This is a genomic window from Aliiroseovarius sp. Z3 (assembly GCF_029105185.1).
GTDB lineage: Bacteria > Pseudomonadota > Alphaproteobacteria > Rhodobacterales > Rhodobacteraceae > Aliiroseovarius.
Genome location: NZ_JAFMZK010000001.1, coordinates 54,994 through 69,948 on the forward strand (window position 1 = coordinate 54,994; position 14,955 = coordinate 69,948).

At 59.3% G+C, this 14,955-nt stretch carries 15 protein-coding genes and 1 tRNA gene; 11 read left to right on the top strand and 5 right to left on the bottom strand.

The annotated features are described in order from the left end of the window. Positions 1-143: 143 nt before the first annotated feature. The 3 genes from typA to J3R80_RS00295 all read right to left on the bottom strand — a co-directional run bounded on the left by typA (position 144) and on the right by J3R80_RS00295 (position 3,242). Complete coding sequence (gene typA, locus J3R80_RS00285; protein ID WP_275391759.1) at positions 144-1,967, bottom strand: translational GTPase TypA; 1,824 nt, start codon at positions 1,965-1,967, stop codon at positions 144-146. Between the two features lie 127 nt (positions 1,968-2,094). Next, complete coding sequence (locus J3R80_RS00290; RefSeq protein ID WP_275391760.1) at positions 2,095-2,424, bottom strand: SMR family transporter; 330 nt, start codon at positions 2,422-2,424, stop codon at positions 2,095-2,097. Between the two features lie 20 nt (positions 2,425-2,444). Continuing rightward, the gene (locus tag J3R80_RS00295; RefSeq protein ID WP_275391761.1) at positions 2,445-3,242 is read right to left on the bottom strand and encodes an enoyl-CoA hydratase; all 798 of its coding nucleotides are present in this window, start codon (positions 3,240-3,242) and stop codon (positions 2,445-2,447) included. A 57-nt stretch (positions 3,243-3,299) separates the two neighbouring features. Here J3R80_RS00295 and J3R80_RS00300 point away from each other — a divergent pair, with 57 nt between their 5' ends. From J3R80_RS00300 to J3R80_RS00320, 5 genes are all read left to right on the top strand, one after another. After that, a complete protein-coding gene (locus J3R80_RS00300; RefSeq protein WP_275391762.1) occupies positions 3,300-3,725 on the top strand; it encodes a PaaI family thioesterase in 426 nt (141 codons plus the stop codon). Positions 3,726-3,777: 52 nt separating this feature from the next. Then, a complete protein-coding gene (locus J3R80_RS00305; RefSeq protein WP_275391763.1) occupies positions 3,778-4,776 on the top strand; it encodes an SLAC1 anion channel family protein in 999 nt (332 codons plus the stop codon). Between the two features lie 367 nt (positions 4,777-5,143). Further along, complete coding sequence (gene rplM, locus J3R80_RS00310) at positions 5,144-5,608, top strand: 50S ribosomal protein L13 (protein WP_191284513.1); 465 nt, start codon at positions 5,144-5,146, stop codon at positions 5,606-5,608. A gap of 2 nt (positions 5,609-5,610) precedes the next feature. Further along, positions 5,611-6,108 carry a 30S ribosomal protein S9 gene (rpsI, locus tag J3R80_RS00315; protein WP_275391764.1) on the top strand — a complete coding sequence of 166 codons (498 nt, stop codon included), beginning with the start codon at positions 5,611-5,613 and terminating at the stop codon, positions 6,106-6,108. Positions 6,109-6,240: 132 nt separating this feature from the next. After that, positions 6,241-6,317 (top strand) — tRNA-Arg (locus J3R80_RS00320). 35 nt (positions 6,318-6,352) lie between these two features. Here the strand turns inward: J3R80_RS00320 and J3R80_RS00325 are convergent. Continuing rightward, the gene (locus tag J3R80_RS00325; RefSeq protein ID WP_275391765.1) at positions 6,353-7,093 is read right to left on the bottom strand and encodes a glutamine amidotransferase; all 741 of its coding nucleotides are present in this window, start codon (positions 7,091-7,093) and stop codon (positions 6,353-6,355) included. Positions 7,094-7,276: 183 nt separating this feature from the next. Here J3R80_RS00325 and J3R80_RS00330 point away from each other — a divergent pair, with 183 nt between their 5' ends. Then, positions 7,277-8,935, top strand: a complete 1,659-nt coding sequence (locus J3R80_RS00330) for a tetrathionate reductase family octaheme c-type cytochrome (RefSeq protein ID WP_275391766.1) — start codon at positions 7,277-7,279, stop codon at positions 8,933-8,935. After that, complete coding sequence (locus J3R80_RS00335) at positions 8,928-9,593, top strand: cytochrome b/b6 domain-containing protein (protein WP_275391767.1); 666 nt, start codon at positions 8,928-8,930, stop codon at positions 9,591-9,593. The genes J3R80_RS00330 and J3R80_RS00335 overlap by 8 nt, the downstream gene beginning before the upstream one ends. Before the next feature lie 79 nt (positions 9,594-9,672). Here the strand turns inward: J3R80_RS00335 and J3R80_RS00340 are convergent, their stop codons facing one another. Continuing rightward, positions 9,673-10,254, bottom strand: coding sequence for a DUF882 domain-containing protein (locus J3R80_RS00340; RefSeq protein ID WP_275391768.1), 582 nt, complete (start codon positions 10,252-10,254; stop codon positions 9,673-9,675). Between the two features lie 347 nt (positions 10,255-10,601). Here J3R80_RS00340 and J3R80_RS00345 point away from each other — a divergent pair, with 347 nt between their 5' ends. The 4 genes from J3R80_RS00345 to J3R80_RS00360 are packed head-to-tail and all read left to right on the top strand — an operon-like array spanning position 10,602 to position 14,910. Beyond that, positions 10,602-12,227 carry a L,D-transpeptidase family protein gene (locus J3R80_RS00345; protein WP_275391769.1) on the top strand — a complete coding sequence of 542 codons (1,626 nt, stop codon included), beginning with the start codon at positions 10,602-10,604 and terminating at the stop codon, positions 12,225-12,227. Positions 12,228-12,282: 55 nt separating this feature from the next. Next, positions 12,283-13,389: a UDP-3-O-(3-hydroxymyristoyl)glucosamine N-acyltransferase gene (locus J3R80_RS00350; protein WP_275391770.1), complete on the top strand. Its 1,107-nt coding sequence runs from the start codon at positions 12,283-12,285 to the stop codon at positions 13,387-13,389. A gap of 28 nt (positions 13,390-13,417) precedes the next feature. Continuing rightward, the gene (locus J3R80_RS00355) at positions 13,418-13,687 is read left to right on the top strand and encodes an acyl carrier protein (protein ID WP_275391771.1); all 270 of its coding nucleotides are present in this window, start codon (positions 13,418-13,420) and stop codon (positions 13,685-13,687) included. A 14-nt stretch (positions 13,688-13,701) separates the two neighbouring features. Continuing rightward, complete coding sequence (locus J3R80_RS00360; RefSeq protein WP_275392239.1) at positions 13,702-14,910, top strand: beta-ketoacyl-[acyl-carrier-protein] synthase family protein; 1,209 nt, start codon at positions 13,702-13,704, stop codon at positions 14,908-14,910. The last annotated feature ends 45 nt before the right edge of the window (positions 14,911-14,955 follow it).

The following is a 14,955-nucleotide window of genomic DNA, read 5'->3' on the forward strand; positions in this document are numbered from 1 at the left end:
AAACACCAAGGACAAACCCGACAAGATCTGACGACCTAAGGGACGCATAGACCCGCGGGGTGGCGCAATCGCGCCGCCCCATGGGGGCGGGTCGGCGCGGCCCGGCGGGTTCGCCGGGCGGCTTCAGGATGGGACGTTGGTCGTTACTGATCTGACGACCGTGCCTGCCGTTTCCGCTCATGCGGGTCAAGATAGCGTTTGCGCAGACGGATGTTGTTCGGTGTGACCTCGACCAGCTCGTCATTGTCGATATAGGCGATGGCCTCTTCCAGCGACAGGGTGATCGGGGTGGTCAGGCGCACCGCTTCGTCGGTGCCCGAGGCGCGCACGTTGGTCAGTTTCTTGCCTTTCAGCGGGTTCACCTCAAGGTCGTTCTCGCGCGAATGCTCGCCGATGATCATACCCTGATACACGTCTTCCTGCGCGCCGATGAACATACGACCACGATCTTCGAGGTTCCACAGTGCATAAGCGACCGAAGTGCCGTTCTCCATCGAGATCAAAACGCCTGCGCGACGGCCCGGAATATTGCCCTTGTGCGGTGCCCAGCCGTGGAATACGCGGTTCAGAACACCGGTGCCGCGCGTGTCGGTCAGAAATTCACCGTGATAGCCGATCAGCCCGCGCGATGGCACATGGGCGATGATCCGGGTCTTACCCGCACCTGCGGGCTTCATCTCGGTCATTTCGCCCTTGCGCGATCCGGTCAATTTCTCGATCACCGCGCCGGAATATTCGTCATCCACGTCGATGGTGACTTCTTCGATCGGTTCGACGGTCTGGTCGTCTTCTTCGCGCATGATCACCTGCGGGCGCGAGATCGACAATTCGAACCCTTCGCGGCGCATGTTTTCGATCAGAACACCCATCTGCAATTCGCCACGACCCGATACTTCGAAGGCTTCGCCGCCGGGTGTGTCGGCGACCTTGATGGCGACGTTGCTTTCCGCTTCTTTCAGCAGACGTTCGCGGATGACGCGCGACTGCACCTTCTTGCCATCACGACCTGCCAATGGGCTGTCATTGATGCCGAAGGTCACGGTGATTGTGGGCGGGTCGATGGGCTGGGCGTCCAGCGGTTCATCAACGGCGAGCGCACAGATCGTATCGGCCACGGTCGCCTTGGACATACCGGCCAGCGAGACGATGTCGCCCGCCACAGCCTCATCAATGTCCTGCTGGGCCAGACCACGGAAGGCCTGAATGCGGGTGACGCGGAATTGTTCGATCTTCTGCCCGACGCGCGACAGGGCCTGCACGGTTGCGCCCACTTTAAGACGCCCGGTCTCAACCCGTCCGGTCAGCAGACGGCCAACGAAGGGGTCTGCGCCCAGCGTGGTCGCCAGCATCGAGAAATCTTCATCCTGATGGGCGATCTGCTTGGGCTTCGGCACATGGTTCACGATCAGGTTGAACAAGGCATGCAGGTCTTTGCGCGGCCCGTCCAGTTCGGCATCCGCCCAGCCGTTGCGGCCCGAGGCATACATGTGCGGGAAATCAAGTTGATCATCGTCTGCGCCAAGGTTGGCAAACAGGTCAAAGCATTCGTCCAGCGCGCGGTCGGGTTCGGCGTCGGGCTTGTCGACCTTGTTCAGAACGACAATGGGGCGCAGGCCAAGCGCCAGCGCCTTCGAGGTCACGAATTTGGTCTGTGGCATCGGGCCTTCGGCGGCGTCCACCAGCAGGACAACCCCATCGACCATCGACAGGATGCGCTCAACCTCGCCCCCGAAATCGGCGTGGCCGGGGGTGTCGACGATGTTGATCCGCGTGCCTTTCCATTCGACCGATGTCGGCTTTGCGAAGATCGTGATTCCGCGTTCACGCTCCAGATCGTTCGAATCCATGGCGCGTTCGGCCACGGCCTGGTTTTCCCGGAACGCGCCGGATTGTTTCAGAAGCTCGTCGACAAGGGTCGTTTTGCCGTGGTCAACGTGTGCGATGATCGCGATATTGCGCAGGTCCATAGGGCCACCTTAAGGGGAGAACGTGTTAAACGTGTTAGAAGTTAGGGCGCGCATAGCCCGGTTGGGACGCGAAAGCCACCCTAAAAACCAATCTGGCAGAATTTCGTGCGGCTTGGCGCGCAAGCCATCAATGCTGGGCGGATTGCGAAAACAGGTGGATGATCAGGATACCGCCAAGGATCATCGCCAAACCGATCAGCGCGGGCAGATCAAGCCGCTGCCCGAACAGCCCATAGCCGATGGCGGCAATCAGCACGATCCCCAGCCCGGACCAGATCGCATAGGCGACGCCGACCGCCATGTATTTCAGCGCCCATCCCAACAGGGCAAAACTGATGCCATAGGCGACGACCACCGTGACCGATGGCCAGAGCCGGCTGAATTGCTGGCTGGCCTGCAGGGCGGTGGTGCCGATGGTTTCCGCGACCACGGCGAAGAACAGGATCAGGTAAGGCATGATGACCTCGTGACAAGGGGTTATTGGGACTGGTCCCAATCCGGTTTACGTTTTTCGATAAAGGCGGCGATCCCTTCTTCGGTGTCGCGCAGCATCATGTTCTCGACCATCGCGGCCCCGGCGAAGGCATAGGCGCCCTGCAGCGACATTCCGGCCTGATCGTAAAAGCCCGCCTTGCCAATCCTGACCGCAGCCCCAAGCTTCGAGGCCACGGTCTGCGCCAGTTCATCGGTTGCCGTGCGCAATTGGTCATGCGGCACGACCCGGTTGACCAGCCCGACCTCGCGCGCCCGGTCGGTGCCGATAAATTCACCCGTGGTCAGCATTTCGAACGCGACCTTGCGCGGCACGTTGCGGGTCAGGGCCACCATCGGGGTCGAGCAGAACAGCCCGATATTCACACCGTTCACACCAAACCGTGTGCCTTCGGCAGCAACGGCCATGTCGCAGGTCGCAAGCAACTGGCAACCGGCAGCGGTTACAATACCATGGGCTTCGGCAATGACCGGTTGCGGCAGGCGGGGGATCATGCACATGACCTCGGCGCAGCGATCGAACAGGTCTTTGAAATATGCCGCGCCACCATCTTCGGCCTGACGCCCGGCGGTCATTTCCTTCAGGTCATGGCCCGCGCAGAATACCTTGCCAGCCCCGGCAATCACGACCGCACGGATACTGTCATCCTGTGCCAATGCCTGAAATTCATCCTTCAGCGCGGCCAGCATCGCATCCGACAGCGCGTTCAGCGCGCCGGGGTTGTTCAGGGTCAAACGCGCAACTGACGCAGCGTCCTCTCGGATCAATAGTGGGTCTGCCATCTTGTCCTCGCTCAATATTCTGGCCCACGATAGGCGGGAAAATCACGGGGGGAAACCATGCAATTGAAAATGTCACGCGAAGACCTTCAAGCCTTCATGGAGACAGCGTTTCCACAAGTCGCCCCGGATTTCGAGGTGGCAGATGTCGCGCCCATGGAGATTACCGTGCGCACGCGCATCGGTGACAAGCATCTGCGGCCCGGCGGTACAGTGTCGGGGCCGACGATGTTTGCGCTGGCAGATGTGTCGATCTATCTGGCGATCCTTGCGATGATCGGGCCGAAGGCGCTGGCTGTGACCACGAATTGTTCGATTGATTTCATGCGTAAACCGGCGGCGAACACGGACCTTGTGGCGCATGCACGGCTGCACAAGCTGGGCCGCGTCCTTGCGGTGGGGGATGTGCTGATCCATTCCGAAGGCAACGATGCGCCGGTTGCCCGCGCCAGTTTGACCTACTCGATTCCACCCGAACGGGCTTGACCACCGCCGGGGATTGACGCACCAAAAAGCAACCCCAAGCGACGAGGCCCCAATGTCCGAGCACTCACCCGACATCCCCGATCCCATCACCCCCCCGGCAGACCAAAGCCGCCTAGCGCATTTTCCGGTGACCTTCTTTGCCATTGTCATGGGCTTGATGGGGTTGGCGCTGGCCTTGCACGCGGGGGCTCCGGCGGCCCTTTGGCTGGCACAGGCATCATCCCTTGTGCTGTTGATTGGCATCGCGGTTTTCCTGGTCATCCTGGCGTTCTATCTGGCCAAGGCCCTGCGCTATCCGGCGATGGTGGCCGAGGAATGGCATCACCCTGTGAAACTTGCCTTTTTCCCGACGGTCACGGTGTCGCTGCTGTTGATGGCCACGGCTGTGTTTCCTTACAATGAAATGTGGGCCACGTGGATCTGGCTGGCTGGCGTCGCGGGGCAGGGTGTTCTGACCATAGCGGTTGTAACGGGTTGGATCAGTCATCGCAGCTTTCAGGTGGGACATCTGACCCCCGCATGGTTCATCCCCGCAGTCGGCAACGTCATCGTTCCGATCCTTGGGGCCCGCATTGGGTATATCGAGATTTCGTGGCTGTTCTTCTCCGGCGGTATCATCTTCTGGATCGTGCTTCTGACATTGGTGATGAACCGGCTGATTTTCCATGATCCGATTGTCGCCCGGTTGTTTCCGACGATGGTGATCCTGATCGCCCCGCCCGCTGTCGCCTTTCTGGCCTATGTCAGTATGATTGGCTCAGTCGACGGTTTTGCCCGTATTTTGTTGAACGCGGGTTATATTTTTGCGGCCCTTGTCGCGGCGCAGGTGCCGAAACTCGTCAGACTGCCGTTCGCCCTCAGCTGGTGGGCGCTGAGTTTTCCGCTGGCTGCGTTAACGATCGCCTCGTTGCGTTTTGCACAGTTGGAGGGGTCGCGCGGGCATCAGACCATCGGTCTTCTGATCCTGACACTGCTGTCACTGGTGATTGCCGGACTGATCTGGCGTACATTGCTAGCCGTCATACGCGGTGAAATCTGCCGCCCGGAGTAGGACGACAAGCTGGTCGTCACGGGATCAGACGGGATACATAAAGGGCAGGGCGGATGTGCCGTTCTGGACAGCGGTAACGCCTGTCTCCAGACCGACCTCCGGTTGGAAAAAGCCCGCTTCACGTCGACGTTGGGTATTTGCACTCATAATAGGCGGCGTTTGACGGGATGACCGACTCGCACAAGACCCTATCCCGCGCCTCGTTAAGTGAAGGAATTGGCCAGATGAGCGGTTAAATGTATGGGGTATAATAATACCATAATTTTAAGTGTAAGAATTATATAGATAAATTGCATTTGATGGTGCTTGACCTGTCGCTGGAAATCACTAAAACCACCGCATCCGAAACCCAATCAGGGCTGAATCAATGAAAACCTTCTCTGCAACGCCTGCAGATATCGACAAAAAGTGGATCCTGATCGACGCTGAAGGCGTTGTTCTGGGCCGTCTTGCATCGATCATCGCAATGCGTCTTCGTGGCAAACACAAAGCCTCGTTCACACCGCACATGGACATGGGTGACAACGTCATCGTGATCAACGCGGACAAAGTTCAAATGACCGGCAAGAAGCGCACCGACAAGGTGCACTACTGGCACACCGGTTATCCGGGCGGTATCAAATCCCGCACCGCTGGCCAGATCCTTGAGGGTGAGCACCCCGAGCGTCTGCTGACCAAAGCCGTGCAGCGCATGCTGCCCGGCGGTCCGCTGAGCCGCAAGCAGATGACCAATCTGCGCGTCTATGCCGGCGCCGAGCATCCGCACGAGGCGCAAAGCCCCGAAGTGCTGGATGTCAAATCCATGAACGCCAAAAACACGCGTGAGGGCTGATCATGACTGAAGAGATCAAAACACTCGAAGACCTGAACGCCGTTGCCGAAGGCACCGAAGCCGCCGGAACCGTGGTCGAAACCGCCGCCCCCCGCGAGCCCGTCCGTGACGAGCTGGGCCGTTCCTATGCCACCGGCAAGCGGAAAGACGCCGTTGCCCGCGTGTGGATCAAGCCGGGTTCCGGCAAGGTCACCGTGAACGGCAAGGATATGGACAAGTATTTCGCGCGTCCCGTTCTGCAGCTGATCGTGCGCCAACCCGAGCAGATTGCCGGTGTTGAAGGCGAATTCGACGTGGTTGCCACCGTCAAGGGCGGCGGTCTGTCCGGCCAAGCCGGTGCCGTGAAACACGGGATTTCCAAAGCCTTGCAGCTTTACGAACCCAGCCTGCGTGGCGCCCTGAAAGCCGCTGGCTTCCTGACCCGCGACTCGCGCGTTGTGGAACGTAAGAAATACGGTAAAGCCAAAGCCCGTAAGAGCTTCCAGTTCTCGAAGCGTTAATCGCTGCGAGCATATTTTGCGAAAGGGCTGCCCGCGGGCGGCCCTTTTCATTTCTGCCTGATCGTTCGGTGGCTTTTCGTGTTGCGAGCGTTGGGGCGATGGCCTATATCCCGCCCAGACCTTGTGTCACTGGCACCCGTAGCTCAGCTGGATAGAGCGCTGCCCTCCGAAGGCAGAGGCCAGAGGTTCGAATCCTCTCGGGTGCGCCATTTCTCAATATGAAAATCAGATGTTTGCGGTTGGGTTAGACCCGATACCGGGTCACGAAGTTTCGCAGGATCTTCGCTGGCGCATGCACGTTCGCCGCGTGCACCATATCAATCAGGGCTTCGGCCTCTTCGGGGGGGAAATAGCCGTGGTGTTTGTAGATGCCGATACGTGTTTCAAAGGTGTTGGCGTCGGCTTCGGGGTGAAACTGCGTGGCGTAGACATTCTGCCCGTACCGGATCATTTGAAACGGACAGCGCGGTGATGAGACCAGATGCTGGCAGCCTTCGGGCAGGTGCTGCATCGCTTCTTTGTGACCTACAAATGCCTCGAACGTTTTTGGAATCCCGTCAAGCAAGGGGTCGGCACGCCCGTCATCCGTGATCTCACACGCGCTGGCGCTGACCGGTTCGCCGTAGTTTTCCTTGGATACAGATCCCGGCTCCAGATGATGGCCAAGAATGCCGATCCCATAGCAGCATCCCAGAAAGGGAATGTCTTGCGTGGTGATTTTCGGCATCAGGGCCAGGCATTGGGCCTCGATCCGCGCTTCGATTGGGGCTTTCTTTTCGGGGGCATCCGATACGCAACCCGGTCCGCCCCCGACAATCACGCCTGCATAGTTGTTCAGGTTCAGATCGGCGGGGATGTTCTGCTGATCCAGTCGGATACGGTGAACGTGGTCTTTGTCCAACCCGCCCTTTGACAGGAAGGCTTGAAACTCATCATCGGACGCATCGGTTTCCGGGCGAAGTTGCAGGATCAGAAAGGGGTTCATGGGTGCCTCGTGTCACGTCGCCAGACGATGGCAAAGCGTGGGGCCGGGGTCAATCGCCGGGTGCCCTGGGTGTAGCCCCGTGCGGCATTTTGGCATTAGGTGGCCGCGGCCGACCCTGATACATATTAGAATAGCAGAATGTATTCCTCCGCCGCGCGAACCGGAGCAGAGGAGGGCAGAGCCATGAATAGAGTTTTCGCAACGATCCTGTCGCTTGGTTTGATCGCCGGTGGAGCAGGGTTCGCCATTGCCGAAAGCAATCCCGCGACGCCTGTGCCGCCGCCTGCACCCGCGCGGTCGATTTCCAGCGCCACAGCGGATCACACGAAGTTCGATATCCTGAAAAAGCCCTTCGCGTCTGGCCCAGAGGTCACAGAAGCCTGTGTCAGCTGCCACACCGAGGCGGATGACCAGATCATGCACTCGATCCATTTTGAATGGAAATACGCCAGCGATAGTGGGCAAATGCTGGGGAAATCACAGGTTATCAATGCGTTCTGCGGCAACGTGGCCGGTAATGAACCGCGGTGCACGTCCTGTCATGCGGGCTATGGCTGGGACGATATGTCGAAGACGGCTGAACAGGCGGGCGCAGTGCCGGACTGTCTGGTGTGCCATGATCGGTCGGGCCAATACACCAAGACGGCCACGGGCGCAGGACACCCGCCGCTTGCGCCGGTAAAGCCCGGCACCAAAACCATCACGGGGGCGGCGGCCTGGCCGGTTGATCTGTCCAAGGCAGCGCAGTCGGTCGGGATGCCGGGGCGCGACAATTGCGGCAACTGCCATTTCTATGGTGGTGGCGGAGACAATGTGAAACACGGCGACCTTAGCTCGGCGCTGTATGCTCCACCGAAAGAGGTGGACGTGCACATGTCGCCCGACGGTCTGAACTTCACCTGCTCGACCTGTCACGTTGAGGACAAGCACAATTGGGCCGGGTCACGCTATGACACGGTCGCCAAGGACATGGTCGGGCGTGGCAAGCCGGGCGCCATACGCACGGCGGCGACCTGCGAAAGCTGCCATGACACCAACCCGCATCCCTTGAACATCAAGGGTGTGAAATTGAATGACCACACCGATAAGCTGGCCTGTCAAACCTGCCATATCCCTGAATTCGCGCGGGGCGGGGTGGCCACCAAGACCTATTGGGACTGGTCGACAGCGGGCCGCATGGGGGCGGATGGCAAGCCGATGCACGAGGCAAACTATGTGCAATCCGATGGGAAAGAGCTGCACACCTATCTGTCCACCAAGGGCGATTTCAAATGGGGTGAAGATGTCGTTCCGCATTACGCGTGGTTCAATGGTCATGTGGAATATGCCACGGGGGAAGAGATAGATCCCACCGCGCCGGTCGAGGTGAACCGGGTCAACGGAACACCCGGTGGTGTGGACAGTCGGATCTGGCCTTTCAAACGGATGGAGGGGCGGCAAGCCTATGACACAGACAGCAATAAGCTGGCCTATTCGCATGTCTGGGGTCCGACCACGGACACGGCGTTCTGGACCAATTTCGATTGGCCCAAAGCGATCGAGGCGGGGATGAAGGCGGCCGGGCAGCCGTATTCCGGCAACTTCGATTTTGTTGAGACCGAGATGTATTGGCCGATCACCCATATGGTTGCACCGGCCAGTGACGCGCTGGATTGCGCGGCCTGTCATGCGCAGGACGGTCGTTTGGACGGAATGGCCGCAGTCTACATGCCCGGAACCAATCCACGGTCCCCCGCAGGCTTGTTGGGTCTGGCACTAGTGGTGCTGACCCTTTTGGGCGTCGGGTTGCATATTGCACTTCGTATAATTGGTGGTCGCAAAGGAGGCACGGATCATGGCTAGACGCGTTGTAAAAGTTTACCCCCGGTTCGAGCGTTTGTGGCACTGGACGCAGATGGTTATGATCATGGTCCTGATGTTTACCGGCTTTGGTCTAAACGGGTTGCATTCGCTCTTGCCCTTCGGCCCGGCGGTGATGCTGCATACGATTGCGGCGCTGGTCCTGCTGGCGATCTGGATATTTGCCACCTTCTGGTTGTTCACCACCGGCACGTGGCGGCAATTCGTGCCGCAGCTTGAAGGCCTGTTCAAGATGGCGCGCTTCTATGCCTATGGGGTTTTTCGCGGCGAAGAACCACCTTACCGCAAGGTATTCTGGCGCAAGCATAATCCGCTTCAGGCGCTGACCTATTTCGGGCTGAAAGTGGTGGTGTTCCCGGCGATCTGGGGATCAGGTCTTTTGTATCTGACGTATAATTTCTGGGCGGCGGACGAAGGGTCCACCTTCGCCCTTTACGTCGTCGCGAATATCCATCTTCTGGCCGCCTATGTGATCGCCGCCTTCGTCATCACCCACGTCTATCTTCTGACCATCGGGCATGGGTTCCGGTCACATGTGCGCCCGATGGTGACGGGCTATGATTGTATTGACCTGACGCCCGAGCAGGAGGCTTACCTGGAAACCAACGAGCCGGGACGGCTGATGCCCAAGGAAGGATAGTCGGTCAGCTCGGAACACAAAAAAGGCCCTCGGATCGGGGGCCTTTCGCGTTGGTCGGGTTTGTCGGAGCGGGGCTGTGTTACCGGCCCCAGCTGCGTACCACGCCGCAATCCATGTGAACGAAATTCGACCCGGAATATTTGCCGACGCCACCGCCGTTGCAGGCAACGGCTGCTTTGAACATCTGGTTGACCGAGCGGGATTTCAAACGAAGGTCAGCCGCCTGACCTTTCATATGAAGCGAATTCTTTGCCACGCCGCGCGACCGCGCGCGCAGCATCGCATTGGTCTTGGGCGAGCGATAGCCCGACAGCATCATGTAAGGTTCGCGCACATCCAGCAGCCCGTGCGCGGCGGCCATGATGTCAACGGTGCGGGTGTCGATCTTGATCGACGTATCGGTGCGCCAGTCGCGCATGAAATGGTTGATCTCTTTCAAGGCATCTTTGATGTAGTTGCCTTCGATCCAGTAGATCATGTTGATGGTTTCGCCGGTGCGCCCGGAATACATGGCAAGCCGACGAACGTCGCCCCCGCCGCGCAGGAAACCTGCGGCATTTGCGTACATTGGCGCAGCGGTCACTGCTGTGGCGGCAAAGGCGCCCAGTAATCCACGGCGTGTTATAATGGATTTCGATCCGACCGAATTGTCGATAGTCATGTTCCAGCGTGTCCCGTCGCTTGCCTGTGTCTGTGCCTGAGCTGGATCGTTGTCCAATCAGGTTAACAAGTGTTTTAGCCTCTTCCCCAGGCTTGCCGATCTTATGACACAACTCGAATCGTGGGCCAAGCAAAGAATCCCGCTGCTTAACGTGTTCAAGTGAAATCGGCAAAATTTTGCTGAAATCAGTGAAATAGTGGTAAACCGTGGCCGAAAGACGTCAACCCATGGGGTGGGGGACATGCCCGCCGTGAACACGCTTTTTTATCGCGTTTATGAATGGACTTGAGGTGATCAATCGTGGATTATCTGAATTTAAACACAGGTATATTACTATTGGGCGAATTATGAATACGAACGCGCTGCCACGACGTCGTACCACACCCCGTACGGCCTTCATTTCGACGCTTCTGGGGTTCTTGTTTCTGACATTTCACACCGCGCCTTCGACCGCGCAAACCAAGGTGTCTGCCTTTGCGCAGGCGGTGGCGGAAGCGGCGGCGCGGGATGCGGAAGTTGCAGAGTTTTATCGTGGTAATGGCTATCAACCGATCTGGACCGGATCGCAGGCACAGGACCGGTCGCGCCGTGCGGCCTTGTTGAAGGCGTTATCGGCGGCGGGCGATCACGGCTTGCCAAACTACAACACCGCAGAGCTGAAAGCCCGTTTGACCAATGTTGCCAGCCTGCGCGATCTGGGCCGGGCCGAGGTCGAGCTGTCCAAACTGTTCCTCAGCTATGCACAGGGTGTCAGCAGTGGTGTGCTGACGCCTTCAAAGGTTGACAGCGGTATTGTTCGCAAGGTGCCGCGCAAAAACGGCGCAGAACTGTTGGCCGAGCTGGTGCAGGCCGATCCTGCGACCTACCTCAAGCGTTTGTCGCCGACATCGCCGGAATATGCCCGTTTGATGAAAGAAAAACTGCGTTTGGATCAGCAAATCGCGGCGGGAGGATGGGGCGCCCCTGTTCCCACCAGCTCGTTGAAGCCGGGGCAGGCGGGATCGAACGTTGTCGCCCTTCGCAACCGGTTGATCCGCATGGGGTATCTAAGCCGTTCCGCCAGTCAATCCTATGACGCGACCATCCAGAAGGCCGTGCAGCAGTTTCAGCAGGATCACGGATTGACCGCCGATGGTGTTGCCGGACCCGGCACGATGGATGAAATCAACACGGCACCGGAAAAACGTCTGGCGTCAATCATTGTCGCGCTTGAGCGGGAACGCTGGACCAATATCGAACGCGGCAAGCGTCATATATGGGTCAATCTTGCTGATTTCACCGCCAAGATCGTGGATGGCGGGCGTGTGACATTCTCTACCCGGTCGGTGATCGGCAAGAACCAGCACGATCAGCGCAGTCCCGAATTTTCGGACGTGATGGAATTCATGGTGATCAACCCGACCTGGAATGTCCCGCGTTCGATCGCGACGAAAGAATATCTGCCGATGCTCAAGCGTAACCCGAATGCGGTCAGCCATTTGAAGCTGATTGACAGCCGGGGGCGCGTGGTCAATCGCTCGGCCGTCAACTTCAATGCGTTCTCGGCCAAATCGTTCCCGTTTGCGATCAAGCAACCGCCCTCAAGCCGGAACGCGCTGGGTCTGGTGAAGTTCATGTTCCCGAACAAATACAACATCTATTTGCATGATACGCCATCAAAGAGCCTGTTCGGGCGCGAGGTGCGCGCGTTCAGCCATGGGTGCATCCGTCTGGGCGACCCGTTCGACTTTGCCTATGCCCTTTTGGCCAAGCAGACGGCCGACCCGAAGGGCACGTTCCACAAGGTCTTGAGCACAGGGCGCGAGACACGGGTCGAACTGGAAAACCCGGTTCCGGTGCATCTGGTGTACCGCACCGCCGTGGCACCTGCGAAAGGTCGGATGAACTATCGCCGCGATGTTTACGGACGTGACGCCAAGATCTGGCAGGCTTTGCAAAATGCCGGGGTGGCGCTTGGACGCGTAGAGGGGTAAATCCTTGGGCAAAGATGGTGGGCTGGATTGTCCACCATCGACACAAGGAGGTCAGATGCAGTTCACTCTTTCAGAAATCGCCGCGTCGCTGGGGGCCGAGGTTCTGGGCAACGGCGATATCGTTCTGGTCGGTGCCGCCGAACCTGTGGATGCGGGGCCAGACCAGCTCGCGCTGGCGATGGACCCGAAATATGCAGATGGAATCGTCAAGGGAAAAGCGCGTGCGGCGTTGCTGTGGGACGGGGCCGACTGGCAGGCGCTGGGGCTGGATGGCGCGATCTGTCTGAACCGCGGGAAAGCGGCGATGCCGCTTCTGACACGGGCTCTGGACCCCGGCCTTGGCATTGCCGAAGGCATTCACCCAACCGCTGTCGTCGATGACACCGCAAAAATTGGTCCCGGTGCCCGTATCGGTCCTCTGGCCGTGATCGGTGCGAACGTCACCATCGGCGCGCGGGCCACCATCGCGCCCCATACCTCGATCGGGTATGGCACGGTGATCGGTGACGATCTGGTGCTGCATCCCGGTGCCCGCATCGCGCATCTGTGCACCATCGGGGACCGCTATTTCGGTCAGTCCAATTCGGTCGTGGGCGGCGACGGGTTTTCCTATGTCACGCTGGACAAGGAAAGTGCCGTGGAAAGCCTGCGTGGTGGTATGGCCGACGGGGAGAAACCCGTCGCCGTTGTGGGCAGCCACCACTGGGCCAGGGTCCATTCGCTGGGCGGGGTTGAGATCGGAGACGATGTCGAACTGGGCGCGAGTTCCACCATCGACCGCGGCACGATCCGCGCCACCCGGATCGGGCGCGGCACCAAAATCGACTGCCAGGTGCAGGTCGGCCACAACGCGGATGTCGGCGAGGATGTGATGATGTGCGGTAATGTCGGCGTGTCCGGATCGGCCAAGATCGGCAACCGCGTCGTTTTGGGCGGCAAGGTCGGGGTCAGCGACAACATCTTCATTGGCGATGACGTGATCGCGGGCGGTGGCACCAACATCTATACCAATGTGCCCGCAGGCCGGGCCGTGCTGGGCAGCCCCGCAGTGAAAATCGAAACCGAGATGGCCATTCGCCGCGAAATGCGCCGTCTGCCACGTTTGGCCGAGACGTTACGTGAGCTTCAAAAAACTGTTTCAAAACTCGTGGACAAGGACTAGATATCCGCTGAACGCGAAAGGGACCGTCATGTCTGACAGCATCAAAGACCGCGTAATCGCCATTCTGGCAGAACAAGCCATGTTGGAACCCGGTGACATCTCTCTGGATCAGTCACTGGAAGATCTTGGCATCGACAGTCTGGGTCTTGTTGAAAGCATCTTCGCCATCGAGGAAGCCTTCGATGTCTCGGTGCCGTTCAACGCCAACGCCCCGACTGAAAACCGGGATTTCGATATTTCCTCGGTCGACGCAATCATCCGTGCCGTGCAGGGGTTGGTTGCCACGCAGGCCGCCTGAACATGACACGTCACATGCGCCGGGTCGTCATCACCGGGCAGGGAACGATCAACGCCTTAGGGCGCAATGTGCCCGAAACGCTTCGGGCGATGCGCGAAGGGCGTTGCGGCATCGGCGATCTTGAGTTTCAGGACGTGGAACGCCTGTCGATCCGTATCGGTGCGCAGATCAAGGGGTACGAAGCCGAGGCGAGCTTCAACCGCCAGCAAATCGCGCTTTATGACCGGTTTACCCAGTTCACCCTTCTGGCCGCGCGCGAAGCGATCGGGCAGTCCGGGCTGAGCTTTTCCGGCGAGCTTGCAACCCGATCCGGCGTGGTGTTGGGCACATCGGGCGGTGGGATGAATACGCTGGATGAGAATTACCGCACCGTTTACGAGGACGGCAAGAACCGGGTGCATCCCTTCGTCGTGCCCAAGCTGATGAACAACGCCGCCGCCAGCCATGTGTCGATGGAATGGAACCTGAAGGGGCCAAGTTTCACCGTGGCGACAGCCTGTGCCAGCTCGAACCACGCGATGGGGCAGGCGATGCAGATGATCCGGGGCGGCATGGCCGACGTGATGATCACTGGCGGGTCTGAGGCGATGCTGTGTTTTGGCGGGATCAAGGCGTGGGAAGGCTTGCGGGTCATGTCGAGGGATGGCTGCCGCCCGTTCTCGGCCAATCGCAATGGCATGGTGCAGGGCGAAGGGGCGGCGGTGTTTGTTTTTGAAGAATACGAGCATGCGCGCGCGCGCGGGGCCGAGATTTTGGCGGAAGTCGTTGGGTTCTCGATGACATCTGACGCGGCCGATATTGTCATGCCGTCGAAACAAGGTGCATCGCGGGCGATTGTCGGGGCGATGCGCGACGCTGCTCTGAACCCCGAGGATGTCGCCTATGTCAACGCCCATGGCACCGGAACCACCGCCAACGACAAGACCGAATGCGCCGCCGTGGCCGACGCGTTTGGGCATCACGCCGATGACCTGATGATTTCCTCGACCAAGTCGATGCACGGGCACCTGATCGGTGGCACCGGCGCGGTCGAGCTTCTGGCGTGCATCATGGCCCTGCGTGAGGGTGTGATTGCACCGACCATCGGATACGAGGAACCTGACCCGGAATGTGCCCTGGACGTCGTGCCCAACGTGGCGCGCGATGTGCGGGTGGACGCCGTGCTGTCTAACGCCTTCGCCTTTGGTGGATTGAATGCGGTTCTGGCCCTGCGCGCGGCCTGATCCAAAGCTGTCCGGAAACGAAAAACGCCGCCCGGTCGGGGCGGC

Bases quoted from the DNA above. Each gene is read 5' to 3' on its own strand.
- J3R80_RS00340 (WP_275391768.1), bottom strand. From the start codon at position 10,254: ATGACTATCGACAATTCGGTCGGATCGAAATCCATTATAACACGCCGT.
- J3R80_RS00330 (WP_275391766.1), top strand. From the start codon at position 7,277: ATGAATAGAGTTTTCGCAACGATCCTGTCGCTTGGTTTGATCGCCGGT.
- J3R80_RS00290 (WP_275391760.1), bottom strand. From the start codon at position 2,424: ATGCCTTACCTGATCCTGTTCTTCGCCGTGGTCGCGGAAACCATCGGC.
- J3R80_RS00360 (WP_275392239.1), top strand. From the start codon at position 13,702: ATGCGCCGGGTCGTCATCACCGGGCAGGGAACGATCAACGCCTTAGGG.
- J3R80_RS00325 (WP_275391765.1), bottom strand. From the start codon at position 7,093: ATGAACCCCTTTCTGATCCTGCAACTTCGCCCGGAAACCGATGCGTCC.
- J3R80_RS00295 (WP_275391761.1), bottom strand. From the start codon at position 3,242: ATGGCAGACCCACTATTGATCCGAGAGGACGCTGCGTCAGTTGCGCGT.
- rpsI (WP_275391764.1), top strand. From the start codon at position 5,611: ATGACTGAAGAGATCAAAACACTCGAAGACCTGAACGCCGTTGCCGAA.
- J3R80_RS00350 (WP_275391770.1), top strand. From the start codon at position 12,283: ATGCAGTTCACTCTTTCAGAAATCGCCGCGTCGCTGGGGGCCGAGGTT.
- J3R80_RS00305 (WP_275391763.1), top strand. From the start codon at position 3,778: ATGTCCGAGCACTCACCCGACATCCCCGATCCCATCACCCCCCCGGCA.
- J3R80_RS00300 (WP_275391762.1), top strand. From the start codon at position 3,300: ATGCAATTGAAAATGTCACGCGAAGACCTTCAAGCCTTCATGGAGACA.
- J3R80_RS00345 (WP_275391769.1), top strand. From the start codon at position 10,602: ATGAATACGAACGCGCTGCCACGACGTCGTACCACACCCCGTACGGCC.
- rplM (WP_191284513.1), top strand. From the start codon at position 5,144: ATGAAAACCTTCTCTGCAACGCCTGCAGATATCGACAAAAAGTGGATC.
- J3R80_RS00335 (WP_275391767.1), top strand. From the start codon at position 8,928: ATGGCTAGACGCGTTGTAAAAGTTTACCCCCGGTTCGAGCGTTTGTGG.
- typA (WP_275391759.1), bottom strand. From the start codon at position 1,967: ATGGACCTGCGCAATATCGCGATCATCGCACACGTTGACCACGGCAAA.
- J3R80_RS00355 (WP_275391771.1), top strand. From the start codon at position 13,418: ATGTCTGACAGCATCAAAGACCGCGTAATCGCCATTCTGGCAGAACAA.